General features: G+C 60.4%; 15 protein-coding genes and 1 pseudogene. 9 read left to right on the top strand and 7 right to left on the bottom strand.

The window, feature by feature from the left end; all coding sequences use genetic code 11:
• Positions 1 to 2 precede the first annotated feature (2 nt).
• The 4 genes and pseudogenes from Q0V31_RS11115 to Q0V31_RS11100 all read right to left on the bottom strand — a co-directional run.
• On the bottom strand, positions 3 to 614 hold the full coding sequence (locus Q0V31_RS11115; RefSeq protein ID WP_298187723.1) for a TIGR04282 family arsenosugar biosynthesis glycosyltransferase: 612 nt from the start codon (positions 612 to 614) through the stop codon (positions 3 to 5).
• Entirely contained in the window at positions 611 to 1300 is a 690-nt protein-coding gene (locus tag Q0V31_RS11110) for a TIGR04283 family arsenosugar biosynthesis glycosyltransferase (protein WP_298187722.1), read from the bottom strand. The genes Q0V31_RS11115 and Q0V31_RS11110 overlap by 4 nt, the downstream gene beginning before the upstream one ends.
• Positions 1300 to 2640, bottom strand: a complete 1341-nt coding sequence (locus Q0V31_RS11105; RefSeq protein WP_298187721.1) for an MFS transporter — start codon at positions 2638 to 2640, stop codon at positions 1300 to 1302. Before Q0V31_RS11105 ends, Q0V31_RS11110 begins: the two co-directional genes overlap by 1 nt.
• Before the next feature lie 54 nt (positions 2641 to 2694).
• A pseudogene (locus Q0V31_RS11100) lies at positions 2695 to 3050 on the bottom strand (glutamine synthetase); the annotation flags it as partial.
• A 474-nt stretch (positions 3051 to 3524) separates the two neighbouring features.
• Between Q0V31_RS11100 and Q0V31_RS11095 the strand changes: the two are divergent.
• Positions 3525 to 4001: a phage infection protein gene (locus Q0V31_RS11095; RefSeq protein ID WP_298187720.1), complete on the top strand. Its 477-nt coding sequence runs from the start codon at positions 3525 to 3527 to the stop codon at positions 3999 to 4001.
• Between the two features lie 42 nt (positions 4002 to 4043).
• Here the strand turns inward: Q0V31_RS11095 and Q0V31_RS11090 are convergent, their stop codons facing one another.
• Positions 4044 to 4706, bottom strand: coding sequence for a DUF480 domain-containing protein (locus tag Q0V31_RS11090; RefSeq protein ID WP_298187719.1), 663 nt, complete (start codon positions 4704 to 4706; stop codon positions 4044 to 4046).
• 268 nt (positions 4707 to 4974) lie between these two features.
• Here Q0V31_RS11090 and sstT point away from each other — a divergent pair, with 268 nt between their 5' ends.
• From sstT to Q0V31_RS11075, 3 genes are all read left to right on the top strand, one after another.
• Positions 4975 to 6195: a serine/threonine transporter SstT gene (gene sstT / locus Q0V31_RS11085; protein WP_298187718.1), complete on the top strand. Its 1221-nt coding sequence runs from the start codon at positions 4975 to 4977 to the stop codon at positions 6193 to 6195.
• Between the two features lie 211 nt (positions 6196 to 6406).
• On the top strand, positions 6407 to 6688 hold the full coding sequence (locus Q0V31_RS11080) for a peptidylprolyl isomerase (protein WP_274086841.1): 282 nt from the start codon (positions 6407 to 6409) through the stop codon (positions 6686 to 6688).
• A gap of 150 nt (positions 6689 to 6838) precedes the next feature.
• Positions 6839 to 7084, top strand: coding sequence for a hypothetical protein (locus Q0V31_RS11075; RefSeq protein WP_298187717.1), 246 nt, complete (start codon positions 6839 to 6841; stop codon positions 7082 to 7084).
• A 4-nt stretch (positions 7085 to 7088) separates the two neighbouring features.
• Here the strand turns inward: Q0V31_RS11075 and Q0V31_RS11070 are convergent, their stop codons facing one another.
• Both Q0V31_RS11070 and Q0V31_RS11065 read right to left on the bottom strand, forming a co-directional pair.
• Entirely contained in the window at positions 7089 to 7973 is an 885-nt protein-coding gene (locus Q0V31_RS11070; RefSeq protein WP_298187716.1) for an EamA family transporter, read from the bottom strand.
• A 159-nt stretch (positions 7974 to 8132) separates the two neighbouring features.
• Positions 8133 to 8564, bottom strand: a complete 432-nt coding sequence (locus Q0V31_RS11065) for a universal stress protein (RefSeq protein ID WP_298187715.1) — start codon at positions 8562 to 8564, stop codon at positions 8133 to 8135.
• A 250-nt stretch (positions 8565 to 8814) separates the two neighbouring features.
• Here Q0V31_RS11065 and Q0V31_RS11060 point away from each other — a divergent pair, with 250 nt between their 5' ends.
• From Q0V31_RS11060 to Q0V31_RS11040, 5 genes are all read left to right on the top strand, one after another.
• Positions 8815 to 10125 carry an MFS transporter gene (locus Q0V31_RS11060; protein ID WP_298187714.1) on the top strand — a complete coding sequence of 437 codons (1311 nt, stop codon included), beginning with the start codon at positions 8815 to 8817 and terminating at the stop codon, positions 10123 to 10125.
• A gap of 89 nt (positions 10126 to 10214) precedes the next feature.
• Positions 10215 to 11510, top strand: a complete 1296-nt coding sequence (locus Q0V31_RS11055; RefSeq protein WP_298187713.1) for a Glu/Leu/Phe/Val dehydrogenase — start codon at positions 10215 to 10217, stop codon at positions 11508 to 11510.
• Between the two features lie 135 nt (positions 11511 to 11645).
• Positions 11646 to 12347 carry a YebC/PmpR family DNA-binding transcriptional regulator gene (locus Q0V31_RS11050; RefSeq protein ID WP_298187712.1) on the top strand — a complete coding sequence of 234 codons (702 nt, stop codon included), beginning with the start codon at positions 11646 to 11648 and terminating at the stop codon, positions 12345 to 12347.
• A 189-nt stretch (positions 12348 to 12536) separates the two neighbouring features.
• A complete protein-coding gene (locus tag Q0V31_RS11045; RefSeq protein ID WP_298187711.1) occupies positions 12537 to 13151 on the top strand; it encodes a hypothetical protein in 615 nt (204 codons plus the stop codon).
• A 182-nt stretch (positions 13152 to 13333) separates the two neighbouring features.
• The gene (locus tag Q0V31_RS11040) at positions 13334 to 13660 is read left to right on the top strand and encodes a DUF2025 family protein (RefSeq protein WP_298187710.1); all 327 of its coding nucleotides are present in this window, start codon (positions 13334 to 13336) and stop codon (positions 13658 to 13660) included.
• The last annotated feature ends 298 nt before the right edge of the window (positions 13661 to 13958 follow it).

The raw sequence follows: 13958 nt of genomic DNA, 5'->3' as shown, positions 1-13958 counted from the left end.
CGCTAGAGCCGGATGTTAAGCGCCGCCAGGCGCGGCAGATCCTCGGGCCGATCCACGTCCCACAACGCAGGCAGCAGTACCGGATGCCAGTCCAGCTGCTGCAGGCGTTGCAGCGTCATATTGAAGACCCGCTCGCTCCCCCACGGAATGTCGCTGAATAACGTGGCGTGCAGGCTGCGCAACCCCAGCAGCACATAACCACCATCCTCCGCTGGGCCAATCACCACCGACTGCTGCTGCAACGCGCTGCAAGCTTGCTGCAGATAATCACCATCCAGCGCCGGGCAGTCATTACCGATCAGGATCACCGCATCACTTTCCGCCAACCCTAGGGTGGCAATGCGCCGCATGCGTTCACCCAAATCGCCTGCCGGCTGCTCGACCAAGGTCCAACCGTACTCCTGCGCCTGCGCCTGCAGCTCGGCGCTGGGCAAATCATCCAGCCACAGAAAGCGCTCACTAAAGCCATGACCTGGCAACTGCAAGGCACGCTCCAACAACAGCTGCTGCAAGTCACAGGCACCTTGAGCACCCAGCGCTGGAATCATGCGGGTCTTCACTCGCCCCGCTACTGGCGCGCGTGCCAGCATGTGCAATGAGATCGAAAGGTTCATAGCATTGATCCTCGACGGTATTGTCGAGCCAGTTTTTCCGGACTAACGCCGCAGTAATAGGCCAGACGTAAACCCCACATCAACACTACGGTACGCCAGATTCCGTGATGCTCCCAGCGCCGGCTGGAAGTCGTCAAGGGTGGCCGCAAACAATACGGCCGAGCCTGTGCCTTCAGGCGGCGACACAGCTGCAAATCCTCCATCAGCGGGATCTGCGCATAACCACCCAAGGCGTCGAAGCCTGCCCGTTGAACAAATATCCCCTGATCGCCCGAGGCGATACCCGTCAGCCGCGAGCGCAGACTAATCATCCAGCCAATCACCCATAACGCCACCCCGCTGCCGGACAACCGCACATCAAAACGCCCCCACAGCGGGCGCTCGCGCAACACGCCCTGCAAGCGTTTGACTGACTCGGCACTGACCCGCGTATCGGCGTGCACGAACCACAGGTACTCCCCCTGAGCGACAGCCGCGCCGGCATTCATCTGCAACGCACGCCCGGGAGCGGTTCTGAGCAGCCGATCAACCCGCCCGAGGGCCAGCTCACAGGTGCTATCACAGCTACCACCGTCGACCACAATCAATTCCGCACCCGCCGCGCGAAGCGCTGCCAGGTCCTCAAGCAAATAGGGCAACGCCTGGGCCTCGTTGCGCACCGGGATCACCACACTGAGCAGCGGCATCATCCGCGCTGAGCCGGCTCAGCTTTAGGCTCGACGCCTGGTTCAGCGCCTGGCTCGACGCCGGCATCCTCTGGCGCGCCGTGGTCATGCATTTGCTCTTGCACCACCTGCTCATCGACACGCGGGTCGAGCGCGGCCGTCAACGGCGAACTGGTGGTGCTATCCGGCATTGGGATGTGATGCAGCGGCGCATCATCAACCTGGTGCAGATTAGTGACCTTCGCGGGCCTTACGCATAGCACCAGAATCAACGAGCAACCACTGACGAAGGCATACAGCATGTTTGCCCCGAAAAAGCGCATCAGCACACCTGCCAGCAACGGCCCGATACTAGCGCCGACACCAAAGGTCACCAACAGCATGGCCGTTAGCGACACCCGCCGTTCGGCCTCAACGTGGTCATTCGCCAGCGCCACCGCCAGCGGGTAGAGACTGAACTGCAGGGCAGACACCGCAAAGCCTACGGCAAATAAAAGCAGCAAGCTGACCTGCGGCAAAAGCGCTAGCGGCAATGCCGCCACGACCAGCAACGCGGCGCAACCACGGATCAGATAAACCCGATCACGGCGATCGGACAGCCAACCCAATGGCCACTGCACGACCAGGCCGGCGATAATGCAACTGCCCATAAACAAACCGATTTGCTCAGTGGACAAGCCCATACGCGTGCCATATAGCGGGGCCAAACCGTAGAACGAGCCAATCAACAGCCCCGCGACCACGATGGCCGTCAGCGACAACGGCACGCGCTCGATAAAAAAGCGCATTTCCAATGGAGCCGGATGCAGAGGTGCAGGGTGCAACTTACGGGTCAGGGCCACCGGCACCAGGCACAGGGCGAAGCACAGCGCCACCAGCATCAGCAGCTCAAGGCCAAGTGTTGGATGCACGACCAGCACCAGCTGACCGAGGATCAAACCGAGGTAAGAAGCCCCCATATAGCCGGCAAACACCTGACCACGCTGGCTGTTTTCGGCCTGCTCATTGAGCCAGCTCTCAACCACCATGTACTGGCACATCATGCCCAGACCGACCAGCACCCGCAGCAGCAACCAGCTTGGCAGCCAATCGCTGAGGCCGTGCCCCAGCACTGCCGCGGTGACCACCCCAGCACAGGCGACATAAGCGCGAATATGTCCCACCCGCGCGATCAACCGGTGCCCCAGCTTGCCGCCCAGCACCAACCCCAGGTAGTTGGCTGCCATCAACGCACCGACCCACAAACCATCTGCAGTTTGCGCCAGCCGCAACGCCAAATAGGTGCTCAACAAGCCCGAGCCCAGCAGCATTAACAGGGTGGCGAAATACAGCGAACTGAATGATTTTAGGATCAAAGTCATGGGGCGGAGGTAACTCCATACAGGGCCGCCGAAGCCATGCTCGACGATCAGATTTTAGCCGTGAGCGGCCAATATGCGGTGCTCACACGGGGTAATTTCATCAAGGAAGCGGGTCAGCTCCAAGGTCTTGCTCGCTATGTAACCATCGACAAATTCCTTGCCGAACAATTCCACTGCAAACTCGCTGCGTTTGAGACGCTCAATGACGGCATGCATGGTACAGGGTAGCGTTAAATTATCCGCCACCTCGCACTCACCCTGAATCGGCGCGCTCGCCTCAACTGCTGTTCGATAGCGTACAGCCCTGCCGCCAGGCTGGCGCCAGGCAAGGATTGCCATCGACACCTGGCAAACGATTTTCCGCTGACTGGGACACGCAGCCCGGCAGCGCGCTTATCCGCCGACCCGCAGACAAGAAAACCTTCAGCGCTCATTACCTGGCCACGCGACACATCGTTCAGGTTCTGGGTCACGCATTCGACTTTATCAATACCACGCAGCAATTCAGCCAGGGCAGGGCAGTTGAGGGTGTTCATGCGCTGCTGCCCTCGCACAGACAGGAAGCCGTAGCTGAACGACTGAAGTGAACAAAATACGTATCAGTGGTTCGGGGTATCAAGCGCAGCACGCGGATTGATCAAGCAAGTCGTCATCGCACAGACATACACATCAACAAATTAGATATATATAAATAAGTATAGGGCAGCCAAAAACTCACCTAAAGCGCTCGCACTTTATAAGCAAGATATTGATTTATATAGACAAAATACAACTATCAACGGCATCGATGATTACCATGCTCACCCTGCACTTCTTCATCAATTTTTCGCAAGTAACATGGGCTCCGTACTCACTTACTACCCGCCCTTACGAGGAGCCTGAACATGAAAAAGCAAATGCTTACCGCCGTACTTCTGAGCAGCCTGTCCATCAGCGCCTTTGCCCTGCCGCAGGACAACCCGCAACCGCTTTTGGGTGAGATGCAAGACAGCAACGTAAAAGTTCTACTGGACCTGGGCTACAAGATGCAGAGCGAAGGCGGCGCTGAGCGCACTCATGAGCGTCAGATGGATCGCCTGCGTGTTGCAGAAGGTGGCGCTGACCGTGTGCATGAGCGCCAGATGGAACGCCTACGTGTAGCTGAAGGCGGTGCCGAGCGTACTCATCAGCGCCAGATGGAACGCCTACGTGTAGCTGAAGGCGGTGCCGAGCGTACTCATCAGCGCCAGATGGACCGCCTGCGTGTTGCTGAAGGTGGCGCTGACCGTGTGCATGAGCGCCAAATGGAACGCCTGCGCCTGGCAGAAGGCGGCGCGGAACGCCTGAGCGAGCGCCAGCAACGCTTACTGCGTAGCAGCTAAGCCCCCTGCTACAACCCGCGCATAAAGCACCCACTGGGTGCTTTATGCGTTTAAGGCGGCCTCTAACTGCCCCAGCCGTTGCTCCAACTCCGCAACTCGCGCCTCCAGCGCCTCGACTCGACTGTCCTGCTGCGCGCTATTCGATGGCCGCCCTGGCTCACTGGCCTTGGCTTCCAGCGCTGCCTGCAAATCAGCTGGGTCACCCAGCACGTGCATATAACGCTCTTCACGTTGTCCCGGCTGACGCGGCGGCAGGCACGCCAGTTCACGGCTGATCAGACGCTCAAGGTGATGCCGCACCTGCTCGACGTCATCAAAGTCATGCATGCGACTGCTGCGCGTCAGCAACTCATTAAGGGTCTGCGGGCCGCGCAACAACAACAGGCCGAGCAACACCACCTGCGCCGCGACCAATTCCAGCGCCTTATCGGCGCGATGCTCCCAGCGATCCGCCCGACTGCCCATCACCAGGCGCGCCATCTCGCGCCCCTCCAGGCTGCGCAGAGCCTGCCCGACCTGCCCAGCCGTCAGGTTCAGCACCGGTTCACGACTGGTTTTCTGGTTACAGGCCAGCACCAGCGCATTCAGTGTCAGTGGGTAGGCTTCAGGGGTGGTCAACTGCTTTTCGATCAGGCAGCCCAGCACCCGCGCCTCAACCAGAGTCAAATGGGCCATAGCCACCGCACTCGCATTTTCATTGGACATAGCAACCTCAGCGCGTTGAAGACCCCTAGCCTAGCCGGCCTGGCCATAGGTTGATAGGCACAGTTCAGTGGCCAGGTGCGGCAGTAACAGCGCAGGTAACCCGCGTAGCTGTGCTAAAGTCGCGCGCTATTTTTCAGCGCGGTCTTGTTTTATCCCCGCGAAAAGCCTCGTAACGCGCACTGCAGCCATGCATCCAGCCGCTCAGCCTTTCAGCTCAGTGGGCTATAGAAGAGATCGCAGGCCTGCCCACCAAGTAGAGATGTCTGTTATGCCCCCTGCCCAACACCCGTTTTTACAACTGCTCAACCGCACCAGCCTGGTGCTGCAAATCGCCATCGGCCTGGTAGCCGGCATCGCCCTTGCGCTGTTCCTGCCTGAAGCCGCGGCAAGCGTCAGCCTCCTCGGCACGGTGTTCGTCTCGGCATTGAAGGCCGTGGCCCCAGTATTGGTGTTCGTGCTGGTCGCAGCGTCGATTGCCAACCATCAACACGGCCAGCAAACCCATATCAAACCCATCCTGGCGCTCTACCTGCTCGGCACCTTCAGCGCCGCGCTGATTGCAGTAGCCGCCAGCTATACCTTCCCATCGAGCTTGACGCTGGTGAGCAACAGCGCCGAACTGTCGCCCCCGGGCGGCATCAGCGAGGTGTTGAAAACCCTGCTGCTGAACGTGGTGGACAACCCGATCAATGCGCTGCTCAAGGGCAACTTTATTGGCATCCTGGCCTGGGCCATCGCCCTGGGCTTTGCTTTCCGGCACGCCAGCCCGAGCAGCAAGCAAATGCTCGCGGACCTCTCCAATGGCGTGACCAGCATCGTCAAGCTGGTGATCCGCCTGGCGCCTCTGGGCGTCTTCGGCCTGGTAGCCGCAACGCTGGCCGAATCCGGCATGGCCGCCCTGCTCGACTATTTGCACCTGCTGCTGGTTCTGGTGGGCTGCATGCTGTTTGTCGCACTGGTCAGCAACCCGCTGATTGTCTACCTCAAGACCCGCCGCAACCCCTACCCACTGGTGCTGACCTGCCTGCGCGAAAGCGGCCTTACGGCATTCTTTACCCGCAGCTCGGCGGCCAACATCCCGGTCAATCTGCAGCTCTGCGAACGCCTGGGCCTGCATAAAGAAACCTACTCGGTATCGATCCCGCTGGGTGCGACCATCAACATGGCCGGCGCCGCCATCACCATTACCGTGCTGACCCTGGCTGCGGTGAACACCCTGGGTATCGCTGTTGATCTGCCGACCGCACTGCTGCTGAGCCTGCTCGCCTCGATCAGCGCCTGCGGCGCATCGGGAGTTGCCGGCGGCTCGCTGCTGCTGATCCCTCTAGCATGCAGCCTGTTCGGCATTCCCAATGATGTGGCCATGCAGGTGGTGGCTGTCGGCTTTATCATCGGCATCGTGCAGGACTCGGCGGAAACGGCGCTGAACTCCTCCACCGACGTGCTGTTTACTGCGGCGGCCTGCATGGCCGATAAGCCGCGCAAGTAAACCGCCTGCAGTAAAAAGGCTTACCCCATGGGTAAGCCTTTTTTATGGGTGCCTCATCACGCGCGACCACCTGGCGAGCCGTCGCGGCGCGGGGCGAGTCAGCACCTCAGGCAGTTTTTTCCTGGCCAACCGATAAACGTCATACGTGCAGCGTTTGAATCGCTGAACGATTACGGTAGGCTTTGCCGCTTCTTTATAAGGAGTAACTCCCATGGCCCGCGCCACTGCCCGCCACATCCTGGTTGCCAGCGAAGACAAGTGCAACGAACTGAAAGCCGCAATCGAAGGCGGTGCTGACTTCGCCCAAGTCGCCAAAGACAACTCCAGCTGCCCGTCCAGCCGCAGCGGCGGTGATCTCGGCTCGTTCGGCCCAGGCCAGATGGTTAAAGAGTTCGACACCGTGGTATTCAGCGCACCGGTCAACGTGGTGCAGGGCCCGGTGAAGACCCAGTTCGGCTATCACCTGCTGGAAGTGACCAGCCGTCAGGACTGATCCTGCCTGCTCGCCGGGCCTCCCGGGCCCGGCGATACCTTTCTCTGCGCAGCCTTCACTGAGCAACGCGCCCTGACCAACAGCGACACCGCCCGTGCAATAGCCCGGTATACTCGCCGGCCTTTCCCTCTCGCACCCGCGGACATTGTCATGACCCACACCCCAGCAGCTGAACCCACACTCGCCGTGCAGGCTGCCGACAGCGCAGTGCCACACAGCGACTTAACGGCTGCAGCGCCCAAAGCACGTGGCTTTTCCTCACTGTTTAGCGCCGCCAAGACGGCTTCCGGCAAACAGGACGACCAGCCCTGGCACCAGAAGGGCAATAAATCAGCCCATGAAAAGAAAATTGGTGCAGCACCGAACGGCACCCGGCGCTCCATGGGTAAGCGTTAAGCGTCTAGCTGAAACGCGCGCGTAATCGCGACTGCAGCCAGCCACCGAACACATTCAACAATAAGCCGAGCATGACCAGCAGCGCCCCGAACAATTGCAGGGTGCTCAGCTGCTCATCAAGCAGCAAGGCCGCTGAGGTAACCCCCACCACCGGCACCAGCAGCGAAAACGGCGCCACCTGGCTGGCCGGATAGCGCGACAGCAAAAGACTCCACAGGCCATAGCCGAGGATGGTCGCGCCAAATGCCAGGTAGGCCAGCACCAGCAGCGTATCCAGGCTGATCGCACGCAGCGCAGCCTCGATCACCTCAGGCCCTTCCAATAGCCACGACAGCGCAAAGAACGGCAACGGTGGCACCAGACTGCCCCACACCACCAATCCGACCAGATCCACCTTGCCCAGCTTGCGCGTGACGATATTGCCCAGCGCCCACATCGCGGCCGCGCACAACGTCAGGAGAAAGCCGGCCAGGGTCATCAGCCCATTGCCCTGCAAACCAATCAGCAACAAACCGCTGGCGGCTACCAGCAGGCCGAATAAATTGGCCAGACGAAAACGCTCACCCAGCAACAGCACGGCAAACAGCAACGTAAAGAAAGCCTGCGACTGCAGCACCAGCGAGGCCAATCCGGCCGGCATGCCCACCGACATGGCCGAGAACAGAAAAGCGAACTGCCCCAGCGAAATGCTCAAGCCATAGGCCAGTAACCAACGCAGCGGGATCTGCGGTCGCTTGATAAATAACACCGCAGGAAAAGCCGCCAAGAGAAAGCGCAGCGCGCCGAGCAACATCGGCGGCATGTCATCCAGGCCGATCTTGATCACCACGAAGTTCATGCCCCAGACGATGATCACCACCAGCGCTAACAACAAATCCTTGGGCAACATAGCGCGCTCTCATGACCGTCAAAGCGCCATTAGACCAGTCGCACTAACGCCTGCCTAACTACAGCTGTAAAGGAATCGAGGGTCACAGTGCTAAGTTTAAGGCGAAGCGCATGGACTTGCCCGGCGTGCTCGGACAGCTTGTTCGAGCGCAGTCAGGCGCTACTTCACCAGCAACACCGGCACCTGCACCTCATGAATCACCCGAGTCGCCACCGACCCCATTAGCAGGCCAGTAAAAGTGCCCAGGCCGCGAGTGCCCATCACCACGGTGTCGCATTGCAGCTGCTTGACCGTATCGTTTACCTGCTCGGCTATATTGCCAAGCGCCGCGTGCGCCTGGCAGGTAATTCCCGCAGCCTTGAGTTGTTCAAGTGGCCATTCGAGCTTGCCGTTGGCTTGCTCCAGTAGCGACTGGCGGATATTGGCGAACATCTCGTCGTTGACGTATTCACCGTAAAGCGTCGCCTCGTGCTGAACATTGATCACGTGCACCTCAAGGGTCGCGCTGTGCGCCTGCGCGAAGTCGATCACATACTGCAGGGCGCGTTTCGAGCTGTCCGAACCATCGAATGCAATCAGTACATTGCGCATAGCGAGTCTCCTCTGCCGAGATATACAAAGCATAGTCCACAGTCGAACCGGAAGGCTTAACCCCAAACAGCGCTCCGCTCAGCGGTGTCCATCACAACAGGGCCGCAGCGCCCAAAAACAAGCGCAGACCAGCCATTCAGCCATCCTGCAGAGGGACAGATCAGACCCTTGCGCCGCCCCATCCTGAATCTGGCATGCCATCATGCCGCTGTGCGCCGCCGCGCTGGCACCACTGCCGTAAGGAATCGCCATGGACAAACAACGTCTCAGCGCAGACATCTACGCCAAGCTGACCAACGAAGAGGATGCGCGGGTCTGCACCGACATCGACGAGCACGCCTGTCGCGCTGTGCCGGGCAATTTCTTGCTGATGATCCTCAGCCACTTTTTCAGCAAACTGGGTGACGCCCTGGCAAACCCGAAAGTGGTCTTGCCCTGGGTGATGGAAACCCTGCATGCGCCGCTCTACCTGATCGGCTTTCTGGTGCCGATTCGCGAGTCGGGCTCGCTGATCCCACAACTGTTTATCGCCAGCTACATTCGCGCCGTGGCAGTGCGTAAATGGATCTGGATCCTCGGCAGCCTGGTACAAGCGGCCGCTATCGGGGTCATCGGCCTGGTGACGTGGACGCTGGACGGCGTCATAGCGGGTTGGGCAATCATTGCGCTGCTGGTGCTGTTCAGCCTGGCTCGGGGTTTAAGCTCGGTGGCCTCGAAAGACGTACTCGGCAAGACCATCCCCAAGACCCGCCGCGGCCAGGTTAATGGCTGGTCAGCCAGCAGCGCAGGCCTGGTCACCGTCGCCCTGGCCTTGCTGCTGTTGCTCAGCGGTGCCGCTCAGCTGCCGCCTCAAGCCTATGGCCTGCTACTGGCGGGTGCCGGCCTGCTGTGGCTGATCGCCGCAGCGATTTATGCCCGTATCAGCGAGTTTCCAGGGGAAACCGAGGGCGGTGGCAATGCCGTGGTCGAAGCCATGAAGCGCCTCGACATCCTGCGCAGCGACCGCCCCTTCCGGCGTTTCGTGATCACCCGCGCGCTACTCCTGTGTTCGGCCCTGAGCGCGCCTTACTACGTGGTGCTGGCGCAGCAGAAGCTCGGCTCGGCGGCCACCACCCTGGGCTTGTTTATGCTGGCCAGCGGTGCCGCGAGCTTGGTCTCCGCGCCACTATGGGGGCGCTTCGCCGACCTCTCCAGCCGTCGGGTGATGATGCTCGCCGCCGTGTTGAGCGCCAGCCTTGGCCTGCTAGTCTATCTACTCGACAACCTGCAACCGAGCTGGCTGGCCGTCGGCTGGATGCTGCCGGCACTGTACTTTTGCCTGAGTATTGCCCACCAAGGCGTGCGCATTGGCCGTAAGACCTACGTGGTCGACCTGGCGCAGGGCAACCGCCGCACGGATTATGTGGCGGTCAGCAATACCCTGATCGGAGTGATTCTACTGCTGCTCGGCTTCGCCGGAGCCCTGGGCACGGTCTTGACGATCAGCCAGATTATTCTGTTGCTGTCATTGCTGGGTGCCTTCGGCGCAGTCATGGCCGCCGCGCTGCCGGAAGCTGAATAATGCGCATGCTCACAGCGCAAACCCTATCGAATTAAGCGAGCACAAACCGCTGATTAATCCACCCCTGGCGATCACCCGAGGAGCCCGTCATGAGCACACGACCCGAGGCCGATGTTCCGACCTTTCTCGAGAGCATCTTTGAGCGTCTAAACGCGGCTGATGATGTGCGCCAGCGTCTGGCTTGCGCCAAGCTCACCGCCCAAGTGAGCATTCCGGTGCGCATGGACGATGGCGCGCTAAAAGTATTCCAAGGCTGGCGCGTGCAGTACGACGACACCCGCGGGCCGACCAAGGGCGGTGTGCGATTCCACCCCCAGGTCTCGGCGGAGGAAGTGACCCACCTGAGTTTCTGGATGACCATCAAGTGCGCCGTGGTCGACCTGCCGTTCGGGGGCGCCAAAGGCGGCATCTGCGTCGACCCCAAGGGGCTTTCCAAGCTAGAACTGGAGCGCCTATCGCGCGGCTATATCCGCGCCATCCATGACCTGATCGGCCCAGACCGCGACATCCCGGCCCCCGACGTCAACACCAACGCCACGGTGATGGGCTGGATGGCTGACGAGTACGCACAGATCGAGCGCCGCCAGGTGCCCGCGATGATCACCGGCAAACCCTTGGGGCTCGGCGGCTCGGCAGGCCGCGTAGCCGCCACCGGGCGCGGCGCCCTGCAAGTGCTGCAACTGTGGGCCAAGCGTGAAAATAAATCGCCGGAAAAGCTACGTATCGCTGTGCAGGGTTTCGGCAACGCCGGCTATCACTTCGCGCGTCTGGCCCATGACGCGGGTTATCGCATCGTCGCCATCTCTGACTCCAAGGGCGCGATCTATGACGAGGAAGGCCTGAAGCCTCAACCGATCTGGGAGCACAAGAACCAAACACGCGAACTCAAGGGCATGGTCTATTGCGACGAATCGGTATGCGAACTGAGCAAAGCCGAAAGCATTGATCAGCAGAAACTGCTTGAACTGGATGTCGACGTACTGGTCCTCGCGGCCCTGGAGAACGCCGTCAACGAAGACAACGTCGAGCGGATCAAGGCCAAGGTCATTCTCGAAATCGCCAACGGGCCGGTCACCAGCAAAGCTGACCAACTGCTGGCTGAAGCTGGCGTGCTGATCCTGCCCGATGTGCTGGTGAATGCCGGCGGGGTAATCGTCAGTCACCTCGAGTGGGTGCAGAACCGCACCGGTGACTACTGGACCGAAGACACCGTCGAGCAGCGCCTGGACGAGCGCATCGGCCAAGCCGCCGAGGCCTGTTTCGCGCGCGCCGAAGAACAGCAGGTGAGCATGCGCACTGCCGCCTATCTGCAGGGTGTAGCCCGCATTGCCGAAGCCATGAGCAATCAAGGCACACGCACCTATTTTAACGAGCACAACGACTGACACCCCTCAATGCAGCCCATGCGGCATTGAGGGGGTGTCAGCAACAGGCAGACCGATTAAAATCCGCAGCTGACCTGTGCCCGCTTCTTAGGCAGACACACGATTCATCCGACCGTACCGACCGAGAGAGCACCCATGGGCGCACAATGGAAAGCCAAACCTAAAGAAGCCGCCGCCAACGCCAGAGGCAAGATCTTCGGCCGTCTGGTCAAGGAAATCATGATCGCCGCCCGTAACGGTGCCGACCCTGACCTCAACCCCAAGCTGCGCCTGGCGATTCACCAGTCGAAAAAAGCCTCGATGCCCAAGGAAACCCTCGACCGGGCGATCAAGAAAGGCGCCGGCCTGCTGGGCGACACCGTGACCTTTCACTCGGCCACCTATGAAGGCTTTGCGCCGCATCAGGTGCCAGTGATCATCGAGTGCCTGACCGACAACATCAACCGCACCGTCGCGGAAATCCGCGTGCTGTTCCGCAAGGGCCAGATGGGCGCATCCGGTTCGGTCACCTGGGATTTCGACCACGTGGGCATGATCGAAGCCTCACCAGAGGGCGATGCCGATGCCGAATTGGCTGCCATTGAAGCCGGTGCTCAGGACTTCGAGCCGTCGGATGAAGGCGCCACACTGTTTATCACCGAGCCGACCGACCTCGATGCCGTCTGCCGTGCATTGCCGGATCACGGTTTCAGCGTCAACGCGGCAAAAATCGGCTACATCCCGAAAAACCCAGTCAATAGCCTAACGGCCGAGCAGCTCGAAGAAGTCGAAGCCTTCCTCGAAGCCCTCGACGCGCATGATGACGTGCAAAACGTCTATGTCGGGCTCTCCGGCTAACTAACGCCGCGCACAGGCTCGCTCGGCAGGACGCTCAGCGGGCCCACGAACACCACTAACTTGCGTGCGCTGTTCGTCAAACAGGCCGATTGCTGCTCCGCACAACGTCCAAAGCGAGTAGAATCGCCGGCCGCCGCGCCGCCAGCGCCCGGCGTGTACACAAGGACGTTGTCACACAGGAGTTTTATCGTGCACAAATTTCTCACCTTGGCTGCGTGCCTACTGCTCGGCGCATGTGCCAGCAACCCGCAGACGCTATATCAGCAAGAAGTCATCGAGGGCCACAGCCCGATGGCCAAAAGCACCCTGGAAGCCATCCATAACACCCAGGCCATCCCCCTGCCGCTCAACCCTGGCCTGCTAGCACCGCAGTGGCCGATCAGCGCCGACGAACCACGCCTGGACTTCGGCAGCTCGATCTCCAATTACCGGATTTTTTCCCTGCAGCTGAAAAAGGGGGAGCGTTACACCCTCAACGTGCGCTCGCTGTGCAACAAGCCCTGCCTGGGCGTGAGCAAGTTCGCCTTGAAGCCACGCGCCATGCTGCTGGATGCCTACGGCGCAGTGATTGCCGACAAACCCTCGCATGCTTCGGCAGCGGTTGGGCAGATCAACCTCAGCTGGGATGGCGAAGCCGCCGAAGATGGCACCTATTACCTGCTAGTAGCCGCCGATAACGACACTCTCGGTCAGACCATCGTGATTGACGATGTGTGGATCAACAACTCGCCGCTGATGGCGGTCGAGGTCGATATGCACAGTTCGCCGTTCGGCAGCATCAGCGCGTTCTCTACCCCGCGCTGACACATAACAGGCCTCGCGAGCTGCAAGGGCTCGCGCAGGCCAAGCGGCCGCTGAATATCCGCGGCGCCCAGTAGCCCCCGCCCATTTATTGATCCAACGCAAGATGCCCAGCCCCTAGCGCTTTAGCCTAGAGCGATGCCTTTCCGAGGGTTTGCCCTCCAACTGCCATCGACGAGGTCTCCATGAGCATCACCTCTGCCAGCATCTGCGCGGCGGCCGAGCAACTGCAGGGTTTTGTCGGTTTCAATGCCAAGACCGGGCGCTACATCGTACGTTTCTCTGAAGATTCCTTCGGCCTCGACGTCCTCGAACACAGCATCACGCCAACCTGCGAATTCGTTTGGCGCGCCTTTGACGGCGAGCTAATGAACCTTGACCGTGCGCGCCTGCACTTGCTGCGGGAGCAGAACATTGATGACCGCCTGAATCTCAGCGAAGCGTTGCGGGTCTACCTGCGCCGCACGGACCTGCCGGAAATCTGCGCCGAGCGGCACCGCCTAAACGCCTAAAAAATCTGCTTTTTATAGATGTCCGCAGGCTCTTTGAACGCGAACGAGCCAATCTGTTAATGCTCGACCCAGGCATGCAGGGCGATGCAGCGGCTGCAGTCATGTTCAACCCGCGCGTTGATTTTGAGCAGGACGAGTTGGTCGTCGACCTTGGCCACCGCCATGACCTATGGCCAAGGTCAGCACAGCAACCCGCAGGCTGACTCCCGCGCCTGTGAGTTGGCGCATAACGGCCGCTTGTCAGGCTGGCATAATACCCAGCGCACAGCCGGGCAATCAGCCCGAAGTGGTATTGAAA

This window comes from uncultured Pseudomonas sp., from assembly GCF_943846705.1.
GTDB lineage: Bacteria > Pseudomonadota > Gammaproteobacteria > Pseudomonadales > Pseudomonadaceae > Aquipseudomonas.
Note: the sequence above shows the minus strand (reverse complement) of the source record. Positions and strands in the feature narration are given on the sequence as shown.